General features: G+C 41.7%; 20 protein-coding genes. 16 read left to right on the top strand and 4 right to left on the bottom strand.

The annotated features are described in order from the left end of the window. Positions 1-168 precede the first annotated feature (168 nt). From QZY95_RS11365 to QZY95_RS11350, 4 genes are all read right to left on the bottom strand, one after another. Complete coding sequence (locus QZY95_RS11365) at positions 169-1,290, bottom strand: site-specific integrase (RefSeq protein WP_290923543.1); 1,122 nt, start codon at positions 1,288-1,290, stop codon at positions 169-171. A gap of 44 nt (positions 1,291-1,334) precedes the next feature. Then, entirely contained in the window at positions 1,335-1,598 is a 264-nt protein-coding gene (locus QZY95_RS11360) for a helix-turn-helix domain-containing protein (protein ID WP_290923541.1), read from the bottom strand. Between the two features lie 175 nt (positions 1,599-1,773). Next, entirely contained in the window at positions 1,774-2,859 is a 1,086-nt protein-coding gene (locus tag QZY95_RS11355) for a hypothetical protein (protein ID WP_290923539.1), read from the bottom strand. 345 nt (positions 2,860-3,204) lie between these two features. Further along, positions 3,205-4,137, bottom strand: a complete 933-nt coding sequence (locus QZY95_RS11350; protein ID WP_290923537.1) for an integrase domain-containing protein — start codon at positions 4,135-4,137, stop codon at positions 3,205-3,207. Between the two features lie 1,024 nt (positions 4,138-5,161). On the opposite strand from QZY95_RS11350, the gene QZY95_RS16650 reads away from it, so the two are divergent. The 16 genes from QZY95_RS16650 to QZY95_RS11275 form a co-directional block, all read left to right on the top strand. Then, complete coding sequence (locus QZY95_RS16650) at positions 5,162-5,506, top strand: ankyrin repeat domain-containing protein (RefSeq protein WP_365971282.1); 345 nt, start codon at positions 5,162-5,164, stop codon at positions 5,504-5,506. Positions 5,507-5,846: 340 nt separating this feature from the next. Then, entirely contained in the window at positions 5,847-6,977 is a 1,131-nt protein-coding gene (locus tag QZY95_RS11345; RefSeq protein ID WP_290923535.1) for a PA14 domain-containing protein, read from the top strand. A gap of 30 nt (positions 6,978-7,007) precedes the next feature. Beyond that, the gene (locus QZY95_RS11340) at positions 7,008-7,814 is read left to right on the top strand and encodes an ankyrin repeat domain-containing protein (protein WP_290923533.1); all 807 of its coding nucleotides are present in this window, start codon (positions 7,008-7,010) and stop codon (positions 7,812-7,814) included. A gap of 34 nt (positions 7,815-7,848) precedes the next feature. Continuing rightward, positions 7,849-10,005 carry a vWA domain-containing protein gene (locus QZY95_RS11335; RefSeq protein ID WP_290923531.1) on the top strand — a complete coding sequence of 719 codons (2,157 nt, stop codon included), beginning with the start codon at positions 7,849-7,851 and terminating at the stop codon, positions 10,003-10,005. Positions 10,006-10,177: 172 nt separating this feature from the next. Continuing rightward, positions 10,178-10,846 (top strand): ATP-binding cassette domain-containing protein, encoded by a 669-nt coding sequence (locus QZY95_RS11330; protein WP_290923529.1) that lies wholly within the window; start codon positions 10,178-10,180, stop codon positions 10,844-10,846. Between the two features lie 6 nt (positions 10,847-10,852). Next, entirely contained in the window at positions 10,853-12,685 is a 1,833-nt protein-coding gene (locus QZY95_RS11325; protein WP_290923527.1) for an ABC transporter permease, read from the top strand. Continuing rightward, complete coding sequence (locus QZY95_RS11320; RefSeq protein WP_290923525.1) at positions 12,686-14,263, top strand: SUMF1/EgtB/PvdO family nonheme iron enzyme; 1,578 nt, start codon at positions 12,686-12,688, stop codon at positions 14,261-14,263. 36 nt (positions 14,264-14,299) lie between these two features. Further along, positions 14,300-14,968, top strand: coding sequence for a YMGG-like glycine zipper-containing protein (locus QZY95_RS11315; protein WP_290923522.1), 669 nt, complete (start codon positions 14,300-14,302; stop codon positions 14,966-14,968). A gap of 61 nt (positions 14,969-15,029) precedes the next feature. After that, the gene (locus tag QZY95_RS11310; protein ID WP_290923520.1) at positions 15,030-15,518 is read left to right on the top strand and encodes a hypothetical protein; all 489 of its coding nucleotides are present in this window, start codon (positions 15,030-15,032) and stop codon (positions 15,516-15,518) included. Then, a complete protein-coding gene (locus tag QZY95_RS11305; RefSeq protein WP_290923518.1) occupies positions 15,511-16,617 on the top strand; it encodes a S41 family peptidase in 1,107 nt (368 codons plus the stop codon). The genes QZY95_RS11310 and QZY95_RS11305 overlap by 8 nt, the downstream gene beginning before the upstream one ends. Before the next feature lie 71 nt (positions 16,618-16,688). Further along, a complete protein-coding gene (locus tag QZY95_RS11300; RefSeq protein ID WP_290923516.1) occupies positions 16,689-17,348 on the top strand; it encodes a hypothetical protein in 660 nt (219 codons plus the stop codon). Beyond that, complete coding sequence (locus QZY95_RS11295; RefSeq protein WP_290923514.1) at positions 17,348-18,442, top strand: AAA family ATPase; 1,095 nt, start codon at positions 17,348-17,350, stop codon at positions 18,440-18,442. The genes QZY95_RS11300 and QZY95_RS11295 overlap by 1 nt, the downstream gene beginning before the upstream one ends. Then, a complete protein-coding gene (locus QZY95_RS11290; RefSeq protein WP_290923512.1) occupies positions 18,432-19,346 on the top strand; it encodes an AAA family ATPase in 915 nt (304 codons plus the stop codon). Before QZY95_RS11295 ends, QZY95_RS11290 begins: the two co-directional genes overlap by 11 nt. A 4-nt stretch (positions 19,347-19,350) precedes the next feature. Next, positions 19,351-20,979: a hypothetical protein gene (locus QZY95_RS11285; RefSeq protein ID WP_290923510.1), complete on the top strand. Its 1,629-nt coding sequence runs from the start codon at positions 19,351-19,353 to the stop codon at positions 20,977-20,979. A 71-nt stretch (positions 20,980-21,050) separates the two neighbouring features. After that, positions 21,051-22,979: a type IV secretory system conjugative DNA transfer family protein gene (locus tag QZY95_RS11280; protein WP_290923508.1), complete on the top strand. Its 1,929-nt coding sequence runs from the start codon at positions 21,051-21,053 to the stop codon at positions 22,977-22,979. A 36-nt stretch (positions 22,980-23,015) separates the two neighbouring features. After that, positions 23,016-24,909, top strand: a 1,894-nt coding sequence (locus tag QZY95_RS11275; protein ID WP_290923506.1) for a hypothetical protein, incomplete at its 3' end; no start/stop codon positions are given.

Genomic DNA, 24,909 nt, shown 5'->3' with positions numbered 1-24,909 from the left:
TCGTCTAGCCTGGCCCAGGACACCTGCCTTTCACGCAGGCGACGGGGGTTCAAATCCCCCTGGGGACGCCAAAGTAAATCAAGCACTTACATGCACATGTAAGTGCTTTTTTTATTATATTATCCTGCAAGGTGTAAGCCCAAGGTGTAAGTTTTTGGATTTTTATTTTTAGGCTGCGCTTGCATCGTTCCTACCCTCGTCATGCTTACCATTGTTTTCGGCTTTTGATGTGATCGAACTGAGAATGTTCACCGCTTCGTTTTGTCTGTATTGCTTGCGTAAGTACTTATCTGTCTGATGAGTAGATTTGTGTCGAAGCAGTTCTTTTACATCCATAAGGCAGGCACCATTTGTATGAGCAAGTGTTCCTGCTAGTGCTCGAATACCGTGGACACCAAAAGGCGTTACTTTTGCTTTCACACAAAGCCTTTTAAGCCAGCGCATGTGAAGACCTGCTTCAAGCTGGATCCCTGAAAAAACATGGGTACGCTTTCCACCTACTTGAAGCTTATATTCTTTTAGTTTGGCGGCCAGTTCAGTTGCCAGTGGGATTAGGTCACAGCTTTCGATGCGGTCTTTCCTTTTTCTTGTTCGTAAACCGATTTGCTCGCCCATAAACTTCACATCAGCCCATGTAAGTCGACGCATTTCAACGCGCCTAGCGGCAGTCATAAGTAAAGTAAACAATACTAGATAGTGTTGTGGCTCATCGCTTTTTGCCGCCAGTTTCAATACCTTGAGCATATCTTCAAGCGGCGGCATATAATGAGGTTCTTCTTCTGTAGTAGCTGCCTTTGGTAGCCTGCAGAACGGGTTTGCTTCAGGCATTTCCAGAAAGTCTATGCCCCAGTTCCATGCCGCCTTAAGATTTTTAATCTGCCTATCCACGTTCTTGCCGGAGTATTTTTTCTTAAGGGCGTTGAAGACATCGAGAATGGCTTTCTTGCGTACAGAAGAAACCTGAACTTCAGGTGAAATAACCTTTGTTTCAAAGAAGCGCTTGAAGGCTCTTTGCTTTTCTTTTGCCAGCTTGCAGTTTTCTTCTGTGAATGTGTTGAACGCATATTCCATATACAGTTCAGCCCATTCGCCAACCTTCAATTCTTTAAAGCTTTTCTGCTTTGTTTCTGCCTCCTGATCGGCAAGTTCCAACTTTTTGCGTTCTTCGGTCTGCCACTGCAGCGCATCACGCTTGCGGTCAAAGTTTTTGGTTTTTCTATGTACTTTACCGTTACGATCTGTGTAATAAACCTGCCCTTTCCATTTACCGTTTTTCATTTGAAACGCCATATAATTACCTTTCTATGAAAAACTGCTTATTCCTACCTAAGATACTAGAACAAATCGAACTTTGAATGCAACTTCTTTCTTCGATGAGTATTTTTAACTGCAGCTACTTCTTTAGAAGCATTTTCTGAAGACTGCTTTTTCTGTAAGTTGATATATGCATCAACCTTATCTTCTGGAAATCGTAGTGCTCTTTTCGCAATGTAAAATGCACCAAGTTTTTCTTTCATATCTTTTCGCCTAACAAGGCTTTCTGAACAATTTAATAATGCAGCTACTTCTTTTGTTGTTAAGTTCTTAGGGTCGGTCATAAGCAGATTTCCACTACGATGCCGTTTTGTTATACAAGAACGACTTAAACTTGTTTCATAAGATCTCCTTGTTCGAGAAATGATTGATGCACTTTCTCATTGCCCAACGCTTTTTTGGCTTCAATCTTTAAGTATAGACTACATAGGAAAACAAAAATCAAGATTTATGGAGTAATTAATTTAATTTTTTTATGGGAATACAGCTGGTTGCAAATTTTGCAACGATGAATTGGAGTAGTTGTTGGCGAATTGCAGCATGTTGTTTTTCCGAAGTTTGTTTTTCGATAAGATAAAATAGTGAATCACAAAGAATCATCAGATAAGAAGGAGTGTCTCCATTTTGGTTTTTTGCGGTAAAATAAACGTCCATATTTTTGCCGCTACCTAAGATGTGCGTTAACAAGCACCCTTCAATGAGAAAATCAAAATCTGAATTTCTTAGGTGTGTTGAAGCTTCTTGTTTGTCTCGCACATAGCTTTTAGTCGTTTTAAGGTTGGCATGTCGAAGATGTTTTTGGATAGCAAGCAAGCAGCCATCTTTACTGATGGCTATGCGCGCTTTCAAGGTTCGAAGTGCTTCGATAGTAAAGGGCTTAACTTTTGCTGCGTTGCAGAGTCTGTTTAAGCTCTTGTTTCTATCTTCAGTAATTAGCGGATGACCGTTGAATAATTCGTTATAGTGTTTGCTTGTTATTCCGTAATCTTTAAGAAGCTTGACTAAAAAGGCTGGCACATCGACTTGCTCTACTATTTCGTTGTGCTCTCCGTTTTTTAGTGTGCGAATGCCTACTTTGCTTCTCTTGTGATCAATATCAGCAAAACGAAAACGACGCATTTCAGCTTTGCTGGAGTTAGCGAGCATAGAAAAAAGCATAATAAGCTGCTCTTCTTCGGTCGCAATGCTGAATACCTTGAAAACGTCATTGGAGGGTGGGGCGTACGAATGGATCCGGGTTGTTTTTTTTCTGGGAATTGCTGCAAAGGGGTTAGGTGCTGAAGTTAGCTTCATGGACGCACACCAATCCCACATTGCTGAAAGATTTTTACGCACGTTGTTGTAGGTTGTTGGATTGAGATCAGCGCACGCAACGGCAAGTAGCTTTTCACATTCTAGTGGTTGTAGTGTCTTAAGGTTTTGACCTTCGCTAGCATAGGCGCTGTATAGACGGTTGACAGCTCGTCTTTTGTCTTCTGCCACTCTTTGGGTAAATTCTTTTTTCGAAAATGCCACATATAATGTGCTAATTTTTTTTAAATTCATAGTGATACTCACAAATTTTAAATCATAAAATCTCCATTGGTTAAAAATGAAAACACTGCCTCCTAAGGCATCCAATGCCTTAGTGTTTTTGCCTGTTGGTATGATGTCAAAATATAAAAATAAGTCAGGTTAAATCAGCAGCATGCGTTGTTCTTTAAGAGTGCTTTTTAGATAAAATGTTGTTTTGCTTGGATATTTTTTTTCTATTTTTCTTTTGACGTGATGTGTTGAAATTGTTAATAATAAGATTTTGTTATTTTTTAGTGCAAAGTTTACTGCTTTTGCAGATGATTTTTGTAGTTTGGCGTAACTATTAATCTCACCTATGAGTAAGTTATCTACCTGCTATCCATGAATACTTCCAAGGTAACTTGCAGTAACTTCGCCACGGTTGTGGCCAAGTTCGTGGGCAAGAATGACGACAGCACGATCGTGAACCTTGCGCCATTGCGGGCCATGTTCATCATAGGCTGCTTGTCTGAATGTTTCTGGATTACAGTGTAAGCAAGGTGCATCCAGATTAGTTAGTTCATGATAGCGACGGTGAGCAAACGCATGTCTGAGACCATGTAAAGAAGCACCACAAGCTGCGATAGATAGTCCTAAAGCTGATACTACCTTATATACATACTTTTCCCAGTTTGCCTCTGATGTTGTGTCAGGTATGCTGTTGCCATATTGACCTATATATGGCGCTAATGCTTTTACCGCTTCAACCTGTTCTTTTGTCGGATCATGTATGATGCGGTCCCTGCCACCTTTGGTCCCTGCAGAAACATAAATTCTTCCGTCAGGTAACAGTGCAATATCCGGGTTGATCTTACGTGCTTCTTCGGGGCGTAAGCCAAGCTCATTCATAACAATCAGTTGATGACCAATACGCTTGTGTCGTTCTGATCCGGCAAGAAGATGGTCTTTTACTTCTTGATAAATTTTGTTTGGCACCGCACGTGAACGTTTAGGAATGGTGGACCTTCTTCCAATGCCAAATGCTGAATTTAGTTTGTGAAGGCTGACATTGCCGTATGCTTTAGCTAGTGAACGGATACTGCCTACATATGCTTTTATTGTTGAAGTTTCTTTTCCTTGTCGCTTCCATTCATCGACCACGACGCCTACATGTTTATTAGTTATGTTTTTCCAATGTTGAGGACGATAGCCAAGCTTAAACAGTAATTTTGCAAAGCGCATTGCTTGTGCTTTGTTGGTGTACTGGGTTTTTCTTGATCCGGTTAGTTTCGCATTTTTAATTCCGTATAATAGTTTGTTTTTAGACATAACAAAATTTCCTTTTTAGTATCGTTATACTGCAAAGAAAAACATAATGTTAGGCCCAGACCGCATTTATTTAAAAAAAACGCCTATCCAGAAATAGATAGGCGTTTTTTTTGTGTTGTTACTTAAGCTGACTGAAAATTGGACGCATCTGTAGTGTCGTTCTTTTTTTGAAATATTACTTTATAATAATAAAGCATCTCCCTGATATGTCGCCGTATCACATTTGCTAATATTACGTGCTGTGCGTCAGCATGCACAGCTGTGGATGGTCAATCCGATAGCTACAACAGTGTCTATCACTGTGTTTAGTAGTAGCCAAAAAACGTAATTTTATAATGAACGCACGTACTTTTTTACGAGCGGGCAGGTGGGAAATGAATGATGGCGGACCACCGTAAGTCATCTGGTATATTCACCAGTGCAATAAAGAATGTAGTAATCATCAGCATTCCGCTGGCTAAATTTGCTCTGTCTGTTTCATGCTTGAAACAGACAGAGCAAAAATATGTCCATCAAAGTGGACGCCCCCTAAGAACAGAAAAGATTTTTTGCAGATAACAACTGTTATGCTGCATGGAACCTGACATCAGCCGCTAAAAAGCACGTGGAAACAGGTACCGCTATTAATAACTATATAATACAAGATATTATCAATTGTAAGGTCTGCAAAAAAATATTTGCACTTCAGTGCAGGAGTTAGAAATTTGATTCCAACAGAACTGTTCGCTTTTTATGCGAACAGTTCTGTTGGAATTTCTTTTATGAGAAGAAGTGAATGACTTTTGTGTTGACAGAAGACTGTAATATCGAGCTGACAACAGTAAGTGTCATAGTGATAATATGACAGAGCCATCTTAAGGAAACGAAATTGACAGAACCTCAGCTGGTTATATTAAATTTTTTCTGCGAGAACATTATGAATTATGTCGTTGTAGAATTGTTGCAGTTTGTTCCGAAGTATATGGAACTGGTTCAGGAAACTGAAACTGAAATCGTTCAACAATTATGAGGTAATGGCCTTGTTTTGCCAAATTGCTTTATATTGGATGATTTCCTGTCTTCAATCGTATTTTCTTGTGAGAGGGGGCATATAGAGACGACTCAGCTGCTTTGGATGTATGGGGTATCCATAGAAGCCGATAGGCGAACATTTGTTTCCCCTTTGCATTCTGCGATTCGTGGTGGACAAATGAAAGCTGTAAGATGGCTGTTGAATCTAGGAGCAGACAGAACAAGCACATCTGGTGGGTTCTATGTGAATAGGGGGTATATTCTGAAAGCTGAGTTGGTGGCATTAGCATTGTTTTCGGAACAACACGATATTGCAATTTTACTGGTGACACACTCTAAAGATTTATTTCAGGGGTGAATTCAAGAGCTATGGAATGAAGAATGGTGAGAGAATGACACTGTCGTTTACTGTGTGTTGGTGCGGAAATATTAGGTGAATTATGTCCACACGGTAGTGGGTAATTATCTGAAAAGGGACAATGAGTTGTAGCGTTATAACGTAACGTGCTGATATTATAAATCGAGAAATTGCTTTTTGCAAAAATTCTAGGTTTACTATCATATTTTCTAATTTGATAGATAGTTATGAAGAGATGGCCTGAGCGATCCATGAAAAGTTGATGAGAAGGCAATTTTCAATCTTTAGGGCAGCACAGGTGATTGAGCTAATTTTCATGCACTGGGAAGGGGGATAGATAATGCGTTTTTTTGTTAATTTTTCTTTAAAAACTTTATGTAAAGCGAAGGGCGTAATTGCTTGCGCCGCACTAATAGTTTTTTTTACAGTTCCTTCATTTGCTGCTGACATGGCTACCTTGCAGAATCAAGCGATGAACAATGCCACACAGCTTACAAATCTTAATAAGCGGCTAGACGTAATTACTGTGCAAATGCAGCATATGTTGAAATTAATGCAGATACAGGGCGGCGTTGGAGCCACTGGCCCTGTAGCGACTATTCCAACTAAGCAATCTCCTGCTCCGCAAATGCAACAACAGGTAGCAATGCCACAGCAGCAGGCTGTTGCTACACCTCCTGTACCGCCTCAGACTTCTTTCCAAAATCAAATGCCAATGACAGGCCAGATGCCTACTCAAACTCAGATGCCAATGGCAGGACAGTTACCAGCGCAAGCTCAGATGCCAGCCATGGGACAAATGGTAGGCCAAACTCAAATGCCGATGATGGGGCAGATGCCTCTTCAGGGGCAAGTACAAGTTCAGCAACCTCAGCTTAATCTAAGCGCTTATGAACAAGGTATGTTACTTAAAGTATATGATTGGTCTGATTATGAAGGTGAAGAACTTCCTGATGAGCCTACTGGGATTGAGCTTGGGGTGTTGACGGTTAAGCAGACTGGCAAACTATCGTATGATGCTTTTACTGAAGATAAGGATTTATTTCCACTAGCAGAACCTACAACAAATGCAAAAATTGGTGTTCTTTGGGAAGGTTTTTTGAATGCATCGGAAGATGGTGACTATGTATTAAATATAACAACTGTTGCTCGACGTACTGTTGGGAATGGATCGGATCATCATGTTGGATCTTGGAGGGCCGTTGTTTTTTTAGATGATCAGGTTGTTATAGATCAAGGGAAAACGTTGGGTTTTGGCGGATATTGGAATGATCCTGCTAGTAGGACTTCTACCGGAAGTGTTTCCTTGAAAAAGGGATTGTATCCATTAAAAATTTGGTTGATTGCCCTTAAGAGTGGTCGTGACACACATACTTTTTTTACTGCCTTAAATACGCAATTTAAAATGAAGTGTCCTGGTGATCGTAAGATGCAATATCCAACTAAAGATCGCATTCTTTATTTCCCATAAGCACATTCTAGTTACAAAAACGAGGAAACAATGCGTACAAAAATATTGTGTGTAATATGTTGTGCCGTATTCCTTTGTGCTGCAACTGTGAATGCTGCAGAGCTGCATAAAGCTGCATTACAAGGGAATACTGCGAAGATTAATCAACTAATTGCTGCTGGTGAGCAAGTAAATGCTGTTGATGTTACCAGAGCCTCTGCCTTGCACTGGGCTGCAATGGGGGGGCATGCCAGTGTTGTAAAGCTGTTGTTAGATAGCCATGCCAATCCCAATTTACAAAACAAAAAAGGTAAAACACCACTTCACCTCGCTGTTGCAAAAGGCAAGGTGAAGGTTGCTGAAATGTTGGTATTGCGCGGGGCAGATACTTCCTTGAAAGATAAAAAAGGAAAGATGGCTTACGAGTATGCAAAGACACCAGCGTTAAAAAACTTGGCAATGCCTCTTTCTATGCTTGCTCAGCAAGCTCCTCCCCAAACTCCTGCTGCTCAGACAGCAGCCATACCTTCTGCGGTTACACAGCTTCCTGTAACTCCTGTCGTACCCCCGGCAGCAATGGTACCAGGTTCACCACCTGCTACTCAGATACCGGCTCCGCAGCCTGTAGTGCCTCCTGCGGCAATGAATTCTACTTATCCTGCAACCGTGCAGGTGCCAATGCCGCAGGCCGCGACACCTGCAGCACCACAGAGAACGACTCCCAATGTAGGAGTTGATCCAGCCGCACAAGTTGCTTTGGAACAGCTGATATCAACTAATACTAAGACATTACAAGATGTTGATATGAAGTTGAAGAATCTTGAGGAGATGATTCAGATTCTTCAAGGTATGTTCTAACTAATGATGACCGCTTAATAATTTAGGGGGCGAGATGTTTTTGAAAGTAAGTAAAATAGTAACGCTGTTGGTTTGCCTTGGAATGATTTCAACAGCGGCCGCAAAGCAGCCAGTCACACTTGATGGTTCTAGCTTACCGTTGCGTGTGCTGAGCAAGCCTTTTGCATCTATCTATAAAGCAAATAGCCCAACTCAAGGCGTGCTTCAGGATAATATTCCTGCTTTTCAATCATACTATGTTTATACCAAGCCGGTCATAGGGCAACCCAATGCCATGTATGAAGTTGGAAGTGATGCGAATGGCACCATAGTCGGTTGGATGAAAGCTGATGATGTTTTTGAGTGGAAGCAGGCTATGTGTCTTGCGTATACCCATCCACAAGGGCGACAGCCCGTGATGATGTTTGAAGATCAGGAATATCTCGCAGACTTAGCTAGTCTTGATCCTGCAGATCGCACTGCAATGCTTGATAAGTTGTATGGCAATGTCGTGAGTAAAAATATTCCTGCTAATTTTCCTATTAAATCTATCGAACCAGCTCGCTACGTAGATATTTCAAAAGAGTTTTATCTGCTACCTATTCTCGATTTTGAAAATATCATGCTGGAAAGTGATGATGAAATGCGTGAAGGGCGCTTATTGAAGCTTGCTGCTGTTACCAAAGCGTCTGGTACTGCGCGAGAAAGTAGCGATATCCGTACAAACACAGCATTTGTTGAACAGGCGACACAGACTTCGGCTCAAGTTGCGGCAAATATGTTGGGCAATGTTGCTATTGATTTAGTTTTTGTAATGGATACCTCCATGAGTATGGGACCGTATATTCAGTCAACTCTTGATGTAGTGAAGACTGTTTCTAATCGTTTACTTCAAGATCCTAAAAATGCCTCTCGTATTAAATTTGGTGTTTGGGGATACCGTGATGCGGTATCCGCGAATCCAGCGCTGGAGTATGTAGTAAAGAACTATACACCCGTACTTCAAGACCACGCTAGCTTTGTTCAGACTCTTAGTACCGTGAAAGCAACAACTGCTGATTCCGGTGACTATCCAGAAGACATGTTCTCAGGTGTGAGTGCTGCCCTAGATAATACGGGTTGGACCAATGGTGCCATGCGTATCATCATTCTGGTTGGGGATGCTCCGGCGCATGAAGCTGGCCATCCTAAAAACTCTTCCGGAAAAAATGCGCAAGTTCTGAGAGCACTGGCAGATCAAAATAAAGTCTATTTGATGGCGCTACATCTTAAAGATCCAAGGGCAACTCGCTTTCACGATATAAGTTATTCACAGCTTAGCATGCTCGCAACAAACAAGGGCGTTACTTCTTCTGCTTACTATGCGGTTCCGACAGGAGATCAGGTTGGATACGCGAAGGCAACAACTGTCATTGCAAATTCATTAGTAAAGCTGATTACAGCACCGGTTTCTTCGCATGGAGAACTTGCTGATCTTTTAAGTAACTCTGGAGAGCTTGCAGCACTTGGAGCAGCAGGAGAGCTTGGAGCATTAGGTGCTACAAATTCAACTCCACAAGCTGTTGCTCCACCTGTTCCATCACCTGCTGGTGCAACAGGAGAGCTTGCTGCTCTTGGAACCACTGTACCAGCAGATCAGAAAACAGCAGAATTGAATTCCAAAGTGCAAGGAGTAATCAATGCCGCGCTGGTTGAGTGGGTTGGCACTGCCAGTGGAGCTCAGGCTCCATCTGATATTGAGGCATGGGTAGTTGATAAGGATCTAAAAGATATAAGTATCCAATCATTAGATGTAAGGATTCTTTTGAGCAAAAAGCAGTTAGATACGCTAACCGTTTTACTCGAAAGCCTTGTTGCTGCCGGACAATCTCAACGCCTTGGAGCTGGTGATTTCTTTACTAGTTTGCAGGCAACCGTTGCGGCTACTGCCCGAAATCCTGAACAGATTAAAAATGCCGCAAACCTTTCTGAATCTGGCTTAGTTCCTGAGTTCTTAATGGGATTGCCGTACAATAGTGTCGTAATGTCCATGAATAATGAACTCTGGGAAAGTATGGCTCCTGATGCACAGGATGACTTTATTAATGGGATTGAAGCCAAGATAAAGGCATATAAATCAATTCATGACAATAGTGATGGTTGGATTGCTCTGAATAGTGGAGCTTCTCCTGATGAAATGGTGTACCCAATCAGTCTTGAATTATTACCATAGAGTGTTGGCCGTGCGGAGCAAACTCTGCACGGCTCCATTATGATTATTTGCGGAAAAATAAAGGGTTAAACTCAGCATGCTGTCAGATTCTTATAGTGCTCATAATCCTGCAATCCGGACTCGATCCATGGTGTGCGTACGAAGACATGGAGGATATACTTTTGAGCTTCATGTGGAAGACTTTGAAGCATGGCATGGAGAAATAACTGCTGTGTATGGGCCTAGTGGATGTGGGAAGAGTACTTTTTTAGATATCCTTAGTCTGGTGTTGACTCCGGATAGTGCTGATGAGTTTTCATATTGTTTTTCCGCAGGCAGTTGTGGGGGAGAAACGTCACATTCAATGCTGTTAGCTTCTGATAGTTTGAGTGCAACTGTTAGGTCGAAATATTTAGGATATGTATTGCAAAGTGGTGGTTTGCTTTCGTTTCTTTCTGCCAAAGAGAATATACAGCTACCATGCTCGTTAAATGGGTTAGAGGCAGAACAACATATTCGGTATCTAACGTCATCTCTTGGACTTCAAGAGCATTTAGGGAAAAAGCCACAACAACTTTCCGGGGGGCAGCGACAGCGTGTAGCAATTGCGCGTGCATTAGCACATAAGCCTGAGATTGTGCTTGCGGATGAACCTACGGCGGCTGTTGATAGTTTGATTGCTAGTGATATTGCAGCAGAATTCTCTAGTGTTGCTAAAGAACTACAAACTGCGCTGGTGTTGGTTTCACACGATACAGAGCTAGTAAGAACGTTAGCAAATCGGATTTATACGTTCACACTAGAGCAAATATCATCTTCCCATACGGTCTCAACATTGAGGTTGTCTCCACAAGGACTTTAGCAACGTATGACTACAAAACTACCAGCTAGGTTTGGGTATAAAAAAATCTTCTCTTTGGCATGGGCAAGCCTGTGCCATGAGTGGCCTATGAGTCTTTGTGTGGTTCTTGCCATTTCGGCAATTGTTTCACCATTGTTACTTTTTTTTGGCCTTAAATATGGGACGATTGCAACTCTTCAGCATCGTCTTTTAGAAGATCCGCGCAATCGTGAAATTCGCTATATGAGTGGAGGGAAGCTAACTTCTGAATGGATAGCGAATATAGCATCTCGAAGTGATGTTGGCTTTATTGTTCCAAGTACACGTCGGCTAGCCTCAAGTGCAAAAGGGTATATTGAAAATAAAAACAATATTAGATTGTTGGATTTCTTACCGACAGCGGATGGTGATCCTCTTTTATTAGAAAATGGCGCAGAAATTCCATCAGGTAATTCATGTGTTCTGTCACACTCTGCAGCAAAGTCGCTTGAAGCAACTATAGGGGATACGCTGGTTTTGATGATTACTCGGCAACGGGGAGCAAAAAGAGAAAAACAGCAATTGGCACTACATGTCATGGGTGTAACTGAACCTCGAGCTGGAAATAGAAAAGCCGCGTATGTCCAGCTAAAGGTGTTGGAATGCATTGAGCAATATAAAGATGGTGAGGCTGTAAAAGAATATGGCTGGAGTGGAAGTCGCAGGACAGCTTTCCCTGAATATAATGGAGTAGTTGTAACTACATACTCGGCGATCCCTCCTGTCCAGCAAGCACGATTAGTTAGTAAAACCGGTTTTTCAAAAGTTGAAGACATTAGCGATACTTTTGATTCCATAACCGGCTACTCACTTCCCTCTGGAAAGTATGGGTACTTATTGACGAGTAAACGCGGGGTTGAGAGTCAAAACATTGAGGCTGCAAAACGTAAGCTTCGTGGAGTGGAATTTGTAATGTCACCTTGGATAGCTCCAAGGAAAGGGACTGTCGAAATAAAAGGTAGCCCCGTAACGTGTGAAATCGGAGTGATGAGTGCACTTCAGCAGGCTCAGCTTAGATTTAGCCCCATCAAAGTAAGCGGTTCCGAAACAGATTTGCGGGCGTTGATTCCTGCTGCGTGGGCGGTTCCTATAGGTACAGAGTTAAATATAGCAGACTTGGATTCTGCATCAAAACCGTTATCGTTTTCAATTCGTGTTGTAGGATATTCATTAAAAAATAAACTGTTACTTGCATCCGAAATTGGAGGAGTGCTGAATTTATCTAGTAGGCGAGAACTTGTCTTTGAACCAGATACAAAGGTGTTTCTCTTACAGCGTACTGGGTATGCAAACTTTAGATTATATGCTGCATCCTTGAAAGATGTAGGTACGTTGTCCCGTGAGTTTGAAGAACAAGGGATCATTGTTTCTAGTAACGAAGCACAAATTCAAAATGTAGAACAGCTTCATGCTGGTCTTTCTCAAATTTTTTGGTTGATCGCGGGGATTGGGGTGACAGGTGGGATAGCTGCACTTATAGCGAATTTATATGGAATTGTTGAGCGTAAGAAAAAAGAATTGAGTGTACTGCGCCTTATGGGGTTTTCAAAAGGTCAAGTAGCAACATTCCCTGTTTGTCAGGCTGTCTTTTTGATTAGTGGGGGCTACATAGTATCTCTTGGCGCTTTTTGGGGAATTTCTTCTGTTATTAACGCTGCTTTTAAAAATCAGTTGCAAGGAACAGAGCAGTTTTGCTCCATCTCTATTGAACATTTAGTACTAGCTTTTGTGGTTATGGTGCTGGCTGCGATTGGTTCAAGTCTTTTGGCCGTGCTGCGAACGTTAACTGTTGATGCCACAAACGCATTGAGGGAGGAGTAGATGCGTCTTTTGTTAATGATAATTGCATGCTTAATTTGTAGTGGGGTTAGTCCTGCTTATGCAAAATTAGATAGATTTAACCCTAAGCCATCAGAAGGTGATTTTATTCTTCCAATGCCTGATGGTGGCAAGATGGTTTTTAGAAAAGTCTTTCTTGGAGTTGGTGACTCTGTACTTGCCCAGAAGTCTTTTATGGTTGGTGACCCACAAGGATCGTATAAATCTTCTCCTACAAAAGTGACAATTGGTGGCTCCTTTGTAGAAAAGGATAATGATCGTAATGACTGGATGTTTTATATTGGAAAGTATGAAGTTTCAGAGAGTCAGTACTATCGATTGATGAACGATGGGAATGTGAAAAAACGCAAGTTAAAAAGTCTGTATCCAATTACCAACATATCATATTTTGATGTTCAAAGTTTTGTGAAGGCATACAGCCTTTGGTTGTATGACAATGCATTTGATTCTCTTCCTAAGTATGGTGACTATCCTGGATTTATTCGTTTACCAACAGAACGAGAATGGGAATTTGCTGCGCGTGGTGGGATCGCAGTATCACCAGGAGATTTTGATAAGAGATATTCATATAAGCAGCTGAATAAGCACGAATGGTTTAGTGGGCCAACTTCGTCACATAATAAGCTGCAGATGATCGGGGGACTCTCTCCGAATCCGTTAGGCCTGCATGATATGCTTGGTAATGTGTCTGAAATGACCAGTTCAATGTACAGCCTTGAATATTACCAAGGAAAAAGCGGTGGTTTTACTGCTCGTGGTGGAAGTTATTTTACTCCTCAAAATAAAATATCTGCTGCGGAGAGAACTGAACAGCCTGTCTACCTTTACAATGTAAAGAAAAAAACTGTGCGCCTTAATAAGCAACCAACATTAGGTTTTCGTGTTGTGATTGCCACACCTGTATTTCCAGACCGTGAAGTTAGTTCAAGAATTAGTAATGAATGGGATGAATATAAGAAGACATTACGGGGCGCATCACCAGCAGGCTTATCGGTTAGCCCTGTGGCTGCAAAGACTAAGGCCTCCGTTACAGACGCTCAAATTTACTTGGGAAGATTACGTGAAAGTTTGTCTGTTCAAGGGACTGAGGAAGATAAGCAGAACCTTGAAAGGGTGGCAGCAGTATTGGATTCAGTAGGAGCTATCAAGAAAAAAGCTGAAGAGGATTCTGCTTTTGCGTGGGCTAAGACAGCAGCAGATAAGGCTTTCTTTATTGCTAGAGAGTATAGAACGATTAAGCATGTTCAAGCTCGTCTCGGGCAGGCTAAGAAGGCTGGCATTGAAAAAGCAGTAGCAGTGAATGAAAAGAGGCTTCAATTTAGCAAAGCTAATATTGCAGATTCAATAGAATCATTTGGTGACACAATGGAACAGTTGGCAAATCTAACACCAGATGCTGTTTTACAAGGCTTTGCCCGACACCGGGAGTGGTTGAAAGAAAGGCAAGCGTTGAAACAGATAGATGCTTCTATTTTAGTTGAAAAATATTATCAAAATTATGCCAAAGAATTACGCCGTGCGAATGAGGTGTGGTGTGATGGGTTCTCAAAACTTTTCTAACTAACAAAGTGTTCAGAAGAACAATGGAGGGAGAAGGTGTTTAAACGTTTCTTAGTCTTAGCACTCTGCTGCATTTTTTTAGCAACGGCGACAGGTTGCGTCACTACTGGAACTGACGGACAGCGAACTAAAGCAGAAGGCACGGCTGTCGGTGCAGGGATTGGGGCTGTTGTAGGTGGTGTTGGTGGTTTGCTTTTTGGTGGGAAAAAAGGCGCATTGATTGGTGCAGCAGTGGGTGCAGCTTTAGGTGGGGGTGCAGGTTACCTTGTTGGTGATCATGTCGCTAAAAAGAAAGCTGAAGCGGCTTCCGCTGAAGATTGGCTCAATGAGTGTCTTGCCAATATTCGTACAGTAAATGATCAGGCTGCTGATACGAACAGAGCTTCAAAGAAAGAACTTGTAAAGCTAAATAAGTCAATTGAGCAGTTTGAAATACAATATGCACAGAAGAAGGTCTCTAAGCAGACTTTATTAGCTAAAAAACAAGCTGCTGAAGCTAACGAAAAAGAATTACGTAAACAGATTGAAATGGCTAAGGCAGAAGTTGAATTGCAATATACTGTGCTGAATGATGCAGATGCTCAAGAAGATCCAGAGTATGTTGCAGCGCTTCAAAAGGAAATTGATGAATTGAATGCAACTATTAGTGAGCTTGAAAGTAGTGCTGCAGCATATGCAGATGCCGTAGGTCGCATGGCAGTATAGGTGATTCAAACGTAATTCAAAGCTAATCTAGTAATGGGATAGAATAATGCGATACCTTGTTATGATCTTAGCTGTTGTTCTCTTGGCTGGCTGTGCAACTCATGAAGATCCTCGTCAAGGGGGGCTTTTTGGGTATAACCCTGCGGCATACGAAAAAAGACAGAATGCTTTGAAAGAAAAAATTGAAGCAGAAGAAGCTCGTAAAGCAGTACTGTTAGAGCGTCAAAAGAAGCTCGTTAGCGAAGTGCAAAGTAAAAAGAAAAAACAGCTTAATTTAAAAAAAGAGCTGGGTAGTATGTCTAAAGATATCAGCTTGCTCGAACGTCATCTTATTCGTCAGCGAGCGACTACTGCGCAGGCTTTAGAAAAACGCCATGAATTAATCAAGCAGATTAAGGCGTTGAAGTATCAAGTTGCTGAAATTGAAAAGAAAAAACAATCAGAGCTTGGAGAGTTGAATGGCAAGTCTTCAAAAGCAATGCAGGCAGAAGTTACTAGACTCAAGTCTAAGCTAGCATTTTTGTTAGAAGAAGGTGCATCATTTGAGTAAGTATTGGCTCTTATTGAAACAGTATTTGAAATTTGCTGCCCAGAGACTTGTTCTGGGCAGCATCCTTCTACTTTTTGTTTCGCCAAGTGCTGCTTCAGATCCACTGCTTACTTCCATTTTTAAAAAACTCTCTGAGGAAAGTTTATATAGCTATCCAATGTATTCTGGCGGAAGAACTGAGGTGTTGCAATATGTTCGTTCACAAGATGCTTATGCAGAACTTTATGGTGAGACAGAATTTAAAGCATTATCAGCTTCGCAAAGTGATTCGTATGCTGGAGTAGGGTTCTATTTGGAAAAGGGGAAGTCTGGTCAGTTGATTTGTTTGCTAATGCATGGAGGGCTTGATCAAAATTCCGGTGTACAATCTGGTGATGTGCTTTGGGCTGTAAATGATGAGTTTGTTGGTGGTAGATCAGTGCCTTATGTTGCATCGAAGTTGCGTGGAGTTTCTAATAGCTATGTGAAGCTCACTTTATTACGAGGAGTTGGGAAGCTTTATTCTGTGAACCTTGCTCGAAAGTTATATTCAGCACCAAGTGTTTACTTAGATTCTTCAAGTGGCATTCCTCGGATTGTGCTGCAGCAGTTTACAAAAGATACAAGAAAGAAGTTAGCAACTATTCTCCATGCCCTCGGTAGGCAGGCTATAATTATCGACTTGCGTAATAATTCTGGTGGACTTGTCTGGGAGGCTGCTCGATGTGCAGAACTTTTTTTTCCTCCTCGGAGTCGATTGTTCTCAGTTGTAAGCAGAGATGGTTCCAAAACAGCCATTGCTTCAGCGGGCTGGAAGGCATCTACGGCACGTATATTTTTATGGCAGAATGCTTATACAGCTAGTGCTTCAGAAGCGTTTATCTCTGCAATGAAACAACGAAATGATGTTGTTTTAGTTGGCTCGAATAGTTTTGGAAAGTCTGAAGTTCAAAAGATAAGTAAGCTAACTAAGAATGCGTACCTTAAATTTACTTTTGCACGAGTGGTTCACCATTACGGAACAATTACTAATACAGGATCGTTGGTTGCAGATGTTCCTTTACCGCATCGGGCACCTGACCAGATGTATTATTTGAAGACAATATCATTATTAAATTAGTTCTATTTTAGAACTGATCAGTCGAAGGCTTCTACTAATCCATGGTTGAAGCCTAACGTAGGGAAGAACCCATGGAAAATAAACAGAAATGGAAGCAGGCCAATAAAAGAGAGCAAAAAAAACGTACTGCTAGCTCTTTTGAACGAAACGAACCCCAAAAGAAGGTATTGCAAAAGAAAAAAAAGATAGTAGCGCCATTATTAATGGGGGTAGGGATTTTAGCCGCAAGTATTTGTGGAGCTTTTTGGGGGGATATTGCCAAAAGTACTTCATCTGATTCTTTATCAGAAAGCGATATTCAACGTATTGAACACCAATATCAAAGTGTAATGAGTTCTGGAGCTACAATTTTTCTTCCTGTGAACCTTGCGGATCCCGGAGAAAGAGAACGAGCAAAAAAGGCTACGATGCTTCCGCCTGAAAAAGCGGAGCATATGATGCTTGAAGCTGAGGGGGGATACACCTCATTAGCTTGGGTTACACTTTGGGATGATTGTGCTGAAGATGGGGATATTGTGGAAGTTTCAGCTGGTGGAATGAAATACACTGTTCCTATTCTTCATAAACCAACAACTATTGTAGTCCCGTACTCACTTGATAATGCAGAGCTAAAAATACGCGGTGTACGAGACGGTGGTGGTGGAATTACCATTGCTGCTAAAACTTCTGTTGATTCTTTACCAATTCCGCCAATGGTAGAAGGTGAAGTCAGAACTCTAAGGTTTAAGTAATGTTTGCGACGCCATATTTTCGAATTCCTCTTTTTATAGGTTTAATGGTTTTGTACATTGCTTTGATTGGGTCAATAGTCCCATTCTTAGCTGTTGTTTTTATTTTACTATTGCTTTTTTTACTCGCCTTTTCTGGGAAGTTACCACAACCTATTGATAATGTAGTCCGTTGGATTTGGCAGCGACTACCGTTCAGTTCGCAGGGAAGGACAGGCTCTGCTGTAGTTAAAGCAAAAGATACAACTGCAAAAGGCACTGCTGTCGTTTCAGAAAAAAAACGTAGAGAGCATTGTCGTGAGGAAGCGCGTTCTGCGCTTGAGGGGCTCTTAGGAGCTGAAGAGGCGCTTGAATCAGTAAATAGATTGATAAATCAAATTCAACACGCTGCTGGTGGAAGTGGCTTTGGGGTTCATGCCAAGGCTGTCATGATTCTTTTATCTGGACCTGCTGGAACTGGTAAAACATATATTTCAGAGGTAGTCGGAAAGCTTTTTTATGGATTTGATGTGTTGCCGTCTTCACGCAACTTTTCATTAACAAAGAATAAGTTGGTATTTCAAGATGCAGGTTCTCTCTTTGAGACAATAGCAAGTGAGACCCATGGCGGAACCTTGATCTTTGATGATGCGGATTGGCTGTTTGAAGCAAGCGCACAAAGTGATGAGAGACCCATTGGTGAAGTAGGAAGTGCATTGCAAGAGTTTGTTAATGAGTATCCTGATAATTTCCTGATAGTTGTAAATGGGTCTTCCGAAAAACTTGAAGAGTTAATTGTTGGTACGGGTCATAAATGGTTACGAGATTTCCATGTAATTACGGCAAGCACAAGACACTTAGAACTAAATGAGTTGCTTGAGTTAGCAGATCGAAGATTTGAAGAAAGGGATTTCTCTCTTGAAAATGAAGCTGTTCCTTTAATTGAAAAGCAATTTAAGAGAGAGTTTTCTGATAAGAAAGAACATTTTGAGAATGCATTTGCTGTGTCCCAGCTAGTAAATAGAGTGATTGCCTATCGTTCTCAGGATGTCCAAAGTAATGCTTCACGCATTATTAGAGCGCAAGATGTAGAAGGAGCGTTTAACTATGAATTATAGTCAAGGACAGGGGTTTATTAAAACCTCAAAAAGTAAAGTTGCTGCAAGAAAGCAAGACTCACTTGAAAGTGTTTTAAGTGAATTCGAAGACTTGGTTGGCCTTGAAGAGGTAAAAGAAGAGTTAAACAAGCTTATTGCATTTGCTCGGGTGGTTGCTTTACGCCGGGATCGGGATATTCCAATCGGGGCAATTAATTTGCACATGGTATTTTCAGGCCCTCCGGGTACAGGCAAGACTGAGGTTGCTCGCAAAGTAGGGCGCGTTCTTAAAGCAATTGGTTTGCTGCGTCGAGGCCATTGTGTGGAAGTTGATCGCGCTGCATTGACAAGTGTTTATGCTAACTCTGGTCCTCAGTTGATGACAGAAAAAGTGAAAGAAGCTTTAGATGGTGTTCTTTTTATTGATGAAGCCTATACGTTGGCAGGTAGCGATCCGCTTTCTGGACCCGACCCGTCAGGTCAAGAGGTTATTGATACGCTGTTAAAGCTTATGGAAGACCATCGAGAGCGATTGGTGGTTATTGCTGCAGGCTATACGAATGAAATGCGTCGTTTTATTGAAAGCAACACGGGCTTGAAATCACGTTTTTCACGGACTGTAGAGTTTTCTTCTTATGATGCAGAAGAATTGAGTGCGATTTTTAGACTTATGATTCGAAAGAGTCACTATCTCTTAACTGAAGAAGCTGAGTATGAGGCAGATAAACATATTGTATGGCTAAGTCAGCAGGGGAAAAAAGATGACACGTTTGGGAACGCAAGAACCATTCGGGGATTCTTTGAACAAATTCTTCCTATTCAGGCTGAACGCATCGCTTTCACCCCTAACTATGAATCAATGACTGATGACGAACTGCTTACGATTGAAGGGGACGATGTAGTGATGGCAGCAGAATTAGGTTAATGCCATGGCAAATTTGTTTGATTCCGCAAAAGAGTTGTATGAACGCGACAGGCTGTGGCGGATTTTGGCAGAGCTGTTTGCTTCTGGCGCGGCAGCAATGTGTCTTATTATGGTGCTGGGGGGTGCATTTGGAGGTAGCACTTCAACAGGAAGTTCAAGTAGTGCCTCGGCAGTGACTTCTAGTTATACACCAGCTGTTCCGCCGCAGGCTTTCAGCAATGGCTCTTCTGCACCTTCAGGAGGGGGAAATGTTATTAATATGCCTGTTCCTCAGGAAGTGGTTGAAAGTGATCAGCGCTTAAAGGAGTTGCATATTGCAGCACAGCGTTTGATGCAGATTCCTGATGTTGGGACACGGTGTGAACAGTTAGTTCCAGCAATAGATAAAACAACATCTTATGATCGAAAGCGCGGTAGACCTGTCCATCAGAAGATATTCAGCCAAGGTGATATTTGTAAAAAGAAGCTTGCAGCGAGTGATGTTAGATTAAATGATTTGCAGAAAAATGCAGAAGAATATCAACTTGGTAAAACTGGTCAGAGCACTGTTTTATTAGCAAACAGTTATAAAAAAGTTGAGGATTTCGACAAAAAAAGAACTGCTTTTTCACAGTATTCTTTTGCATGTGGTTTAGGCAAAGAGGCTGTGCAGGCAAAACATGATAGCTCGGCTAGGCTTGATGCCCTTCAAAAGAGTTATGAGCAATTTCTTTTGCGTAAGGGACGACCGCAAGAGACTATCCTTATAGAACGGTTTTCAGCACTGACAGCCTTGGATAAAGGGCGTCCAGAATCTAATTATCGGAAAGTGATTGATTCCTCAGAAGCTATTGTGACTGCATCTCAAAAAAGAAACGAAAACCTAGCGTTAATCGATCAGTATGCAGATGCGGTTAAGCGGGGAGATAAGGCAGGTCTTCCTCTTGCAAAGATTACAAATGTTCTTAGGGGATTGAGCGGAGTCTCTACAGCATTTATTTCATCAGAGCAGCAGAAAAAGATTGCATTGCTTCGTGAGCATACTGCTAATGAACAACTGGCGTTATTGCAAAAATATGCGCAAATGTATTCAGCTACTAATACAGTAGCAAATATGGAATTGTTGAGTGAGCAGTATGATGTTGTTCAAAAGGGGTATGCTCAATATATGGCACGTGTCCTTCCTGCTACTGTTGCATTGGCTCAAAATGTAGAAACTATGTTGAAAGAGAGTGATGTTCGTTTGAAGACATTGCTTACTTGTAGTGATGCCCTGGCGCAACAAAAAACAAATATGAATGTTCGTAATCTACTCATTGCTCAACGTTCTTTGACTGCGTTTGACTATCAGCGTTTTACTCCAAGACACCAACAAGCAATAGTACTTGCTAACGAAGCCGCAAGTGGAAAAATGCAGAGCGATCAGCGGCTGAACCTTTTCCGTATTGCTTATACAAACTATATGCAACAGGGATGTACAAAAGCAACGTTAGCTAATTTGAAGGGGGCAAATGCTAGCCTTACTGTTTTTGATTTGGAAAGAGCACCGAATGATATTCGAATAGCTCGACAGACTGTTCAAAGCTATTTGACCCGTAACTACTGCCTTGAAGGCTCTAAACGAAAAATACGTCCTGTTATGTCAATAAATTAAAAGAAAAAAAGAGGTTGTAGGTGAGCTTACGACCTCTTTATTCTGTTACGTATTAGAAAGTAGGAAAGAACATGCGATTTTTCTTCGGATTCACTGCAGTTTTGTTACGGTTTATTTTTGCATTCTTGCCGTATCTCCTTCCCATTATTTTGTGGATAGGTGTTAGACAGTTGGTCGGTAGTCTCGTTGGAAACAGTTATTTCTATGGAGCTGCTGTAACAGTAGCACCTCTTTTAGTGTTTCTTGTTGTAGCCATAGGTGTCTTTGCATCCGTAGTTCCAGTTGGTGGGTATTACTATTTAAGCTCTGTTGGCACGCTTGTTTCTGGCATGCTTGGTTTTTACTATGAATATCAAAGGTGGGCTCCTTTTTTAGGTAGCCCTGGTTATACCACCGGTTTTATTTTGAGTAATTTAAACTGGCCGTTGGTTAGTGCTGCTTTCATTTGTGTCTTAAGCTTTATAGCTTCAATTGTTGCAGTTACTCCTAAATTCCAAAAATGGCGTATGCAGAAAGAAAATAAAGATGCACATGGTTCAGCGAGTTGGATGCCTCTCAAAAAGGTTCGAGAAAAACTGTCAGAAGGTAGTTTAATTCTTGGTGAAGCATATGACCCACGTAAGAATCCTAAGAAAGGTGGTTCTGCTCCGCTTCTTAAGTTTGATGGTCGAGGGCATCTGCTAACTATTGCAGGGTCTGGCAGCGGTAAAACTGTGAGTGTAGCAATCCCGAATGTTCTTTCTTGGGAACACAACCTTGTCGTTAATGATCCAAAGGGAGAGCTCGCAGAAAAATGTTCATCCGCACGCTGTGCTAGAGGGAGAAAAGTTGTTCAACTAGATCCCAATAATCCAAAAACAGATACAGTCAATGTGTTAGACTGGTTGGATCCTAGCAAGCCGTCAGTTATCGAAAATGCAACAGCTGTAATTAGCTGGTTGGATAACGACGGAGAAGAAAAACAGGATGATTACTTTAAGGCAGAAGGTAAGAAACTTTTGCTTTCCTTGTTATTACACATTCTTTTTGCACCAGAGATTGGTGATGAACTTCGAACTCTTAGGTCGTTGCGAGAAGTTGTAACATCTGGAGAAGTTGAAGAGTACCTTCGCGATATTTGTGAAAGAGACCCAGATTATGGCTTTGGTGTTCCTCAACAATATGCTCGGGAAATGCTAGCCATTGCAGATACAGCAGAAAAGCAATGGGCAGGTATTATCGGCTATGCTTCACAGATGACAAGTTGGCTGTCACAGCCTGCCCTTTGTTCTCTTGTTTCTGGTTCGTTGGAAAAGGGGCCTGCATTTACGACATACGAGACTTTGTCATCAGACTTGGATGTATTTATTTCTATCCCGCTTAAAACCCTTGAAAGTACACCTGGGCCGGCAAAAACGATTATCGGTGCGTTGCTTGGGATTCGTTATGAATATTCATATGGGGGTAATAAACAAGAGTTTCCCCGAACTCTGTTCTTGCTGGATGAAATGCCTGTATTAGGAAATATGAAAGCACTAGAGACAGCGCTTAAAGTTGGCCGTGGGGCAGGCGTTGTTTTATGGGCTATTATTCAAGATATAGGGCAGCTGGATAAACATTGGGGAACACACGGAAGAGATGGCTGGTTTGCTAACTCTCAAGTAAAAACCTTTTTTGGGATTGGTGACCTAAGTACTGCAAAAATTGTTTCTGAATCTTTAGGCAAAAGTACTATTGTTACATCAACTGCTAATGATTCTATGCAAAAAGGTGATGCAATGGGGCTTGGGACTGGAGGTTCAGCAAGTGTGGGGATGGCGTATCAATCAATTGCCCGAGAACTACTGACCCCTGAAGAACTTATGGCTATGACACAGGATCAGAATGGTACTCCAGATGAGCAGATTATTTTAGTTAGGAATTCCCAGCCTATTCGATGTGGAATGGCGAAATGGTATAGAAGAGCGGAGTGGAACCAGCTCGCATCGCATCGGAATTGCTTTTGTAATATAAAAAGGTGATTCACTGGGGGGGGATAAATTTTGCGAGTAGGTAGCATGATGAAGGGTGAAAAAGTAGGTAACGTTTTGGGACCCAACGTAGATCCGCTATGTGATATTTTTTCTTGTTTTTCTAAAGCATTCGGCAATGGGTGGTCGGTAATAAAAAATGGGAATTTTATTTACCATGGGGTGAAAAGTCAGGGTGTCCGAAAGTGGCTTTTTGGATCCTTAGCATCTGGTAGCGCAGTATTATCATTATTTACTATTGGGATGGAGGGTGCAACTCAAGCATGTTATGCGAATCCTGACTTATTTGGCGGCAAGTGTGAAATAATGCAGCAAGTTTCGAAAGGGTTGGAGGGAGCAAAGGGACTTGTTGATGTTGTTACTGCCCCTACAGGTATTATTGTGGATTATGCTATTAATAATCCAGATAAAATGAAGATAGCTCAGCGGATACCATTTAAGTCTTCAATGGTTAAACCTTATGCAATGGAAGACCTTAAAGATGGGGATACTGTCAAAACGACTTCTAGCCATTTAAGAGAGTGGGTTAAAAAAAGTTCCTGGAAGGTATTAGCGGTAGTTAGTTTGTTTGGGGGTGCTTCTTTATCCGGTGACATCCAACATAGAGACACTTTATTGAAGGGGGGAGAACAATATCCTGTAAGTTTTGAGGTTAAAACAGAGAAGGTAGAAGGTGAAAATGATTTCACAAATGCTAAACTTAATGAGTCTGTAAGTCGTTTGGGGGTAGGTAGGTCGAATTCAGAGCTTTTTGGAGAGAATAATAAGGCTGATGTTGCAGGCATAAAAAAAAGTGGCATTTATGGTGGAAATATTGGTGTGGGAAATAGCGCTAATCATCAGCCAGAGTTGAAGCCTGTCTTTTCAAAGGGGGATGTTGATTCTGGCGCTGAGTCAGACAGCACAAGGAACAGTACTGATAAAATGATAGCAGAATTTGAAAATAGTGAACCTTTTTCTTCCAAAAAAAAATCAAAGTCAGGAGCACTAGGGCAACGAACTTATCAATCATCAGAGCCAGAAAGCTTTACTGAAAAACAAGTCCAACTTATTGAAAAGTCGAGTTTGGAAGAGCAAGCTGTTCATGCCGATGGCGATGAAAGTAAGCCGGAAATAGTTTCGAAATATGCCACCCTCCAGAAAATTACAGCAAAAAAGACTGCATCAACGCAACAGAAGCTAGGCAACTCAAACTCTCCGAAGACTCGTATCGAAGCTAGTGCTTCAAGAGCCAACCTGGAAGGATTGAAGGGAACTGCGCAGAGTAAATCGCATACCACAGTTCAAGAAAGCAGTACTTCCAAAGCGGCAACAGGAAAAACATCGCCTAAGACCCAAACAGCCAATACGGACGGCAAAAGTACTCCAGAAGTAGCGGCGAAAGGTGGAGCCTACCAGGAAGCGTCTGCAAAGAATACTGCATCGACGCAACAGAAGTCAGGCAACTTAGACTATCCGAAGACTCGTACCAAAGCTAGTGCTTCAAAAGCCAACCTGGAAGGATTGAAGGGAACTGCGCAGAGTAAATCGCATACTTCAGTTCAAGAAAGCAGTATTTCCAAAGCGTCAACAGGAAAAACATCGCCAAAGACTCAAGCGGCTAATACTGACGGCAAAAGTATTCCAGAAGTAGCGTCGAAAGATGGCGCCCACCAGAAAGCGCCTGTAAAGAATACTGCATCCCCGCAACAGAAATCAGGCAACTCAGACTCTCCGAAGTCTCGTACCAAAGCTAGTGCTTCAAGATCCAACTTGGATGGATTGAAGGGAACTGCGCAGAGTAAGTCGCATACCTCAGTCCAAGAAAGCAGTATTTCCAAAGCGTCAACAGGAAAAACATCGCGAAAGAAACAGGCGCCTAATAGGAACGGCAGAAGTACTTCAGACGTAGCGTATCAAGATGTCGACCACCAGAAAGCGC

Source organism: Halodesulfovibrio sp., from assembly GCF_015482765.1.
Lineage (GTDB): Bacteria > Desulfobacterota > Desulfovibrionia > Desulfovibrionales > Desulfovibrionaceae > Halodesulfovibrio.
The sequence above is the reverse complement of the archived record's forward strand: the minus strand, read 5'-3'. Positions and strand labels throughout refer to the sequence as shown.

Excerpts from the sequence above, each read along its gene's own strand:
- QZY95_RS11365 (WP_290923543.1), bottom strand. The coding sequence starts at position 1,290 with ATGGCGTTTCAAATGAAAAACGGTAAATGGAAAGGGCAGGTTTATTAC.
- QZY95_RS11360 (WP_290923541.1), bottom strand. The coding sequence starts at position 1,598 with ATGACCGACCCTAAGAACTTAACAACAAAAGAAGTAGCTGCATTATTA.
- QZY95_RS11355 (WP_290923539.1), bottom strand. The coding sequence starts at position 2,859 with ATGAATTTAAAAAAAATTAGCACATTATATGTGGCATTTTCGAAAAAA.
- QZY95_RS11350 (WP_290923537.1), bottom strand. The coding sequence starts at position 4,137 with ATGTCTAAAAACAAACTATTATACGGAATTAAAAATGCGAAACTAACC.
- QZY95_RS11345 (WP_290923535.1), top strand. The coding sequence starts at position 5,847 with ATGCGTTTTTTTGTTAATTTTTCTTTAAAAACTTTATGTAAAGCGAAG.
- QZY95_RS11340 (WP_290923533.1), top strand. The coding sequence starts at position 7,008 with ATGCGTACAAAAATATTGTGTGTAATATGTTGTGCCGTATTCCTTTGT.
- QZY95_RS11335 (WP_290923531.1), top strand. The coding sequence starts at position 7,849 with ATGTTTTTGAAAGTAAGTAAAATAGTAACGCTGTTGGTTTGCCTTGGA.
- QZY95_RS11325 (WP_290923527.1), top strand. The coding sequence starts at position 10,853 with ATGACTACAAAACTACCAGCTAGGTTTGGGTATAAAAAAATCTTCTCT.
- QZY95_RS11320 (WP_290923525.1), top strand. The coding sequence starts at position 12,686 with ATGCGTCTTTTGTTAATGATAATTGCATGCTTAATTTGTAGTGGGGTT.
- QZY95_RS11310 (WP_290923520.1), top strand. The coding sequence starts at position 15,030 with ATGATCTTAGCTGTTGTTCTCTTGGCTGGCTGTGCAACTCATGAAGAT.
- QZY95_RS11300 (WP_290923516.1), top strand. The coding sequence starts at position 16,689 with ATGGAAAATAAACAGAAATGGAAGCAGGCCAATAAAAGAGAGCAAAAA.
- QZY95_RS11295 (WP_290923514.1), top strand. The coding sequence starts at position 17,348 with ATGTTTGCGACGCCATATTTTCGAATTCCTCTTTTTATAGGTTTAATG.
- QZY95_RS11290 (WP_290923512.1), top strand. The coding sequence starts at position 18,432 with ATGAATTATAGTCAAGGACAGGGGTTTATTAAAACCTCAAAAAGTAAA.
- QZY95_RS11285 (WP_290923510.1), top strand. The coding sequence starts at position 19,351 with ATGGCAAATTTGTTTGATTCCGCAAAAGAGTTGTATGAACGCGACAGG.
- QZY95_RS11280 (WP_290923508.1), top strand. The coding sequence starts at position 21,051 with ATGCGATTTTTCTTCGGATTCACTGCAGTTTTGTTACGGTTTATTTTT.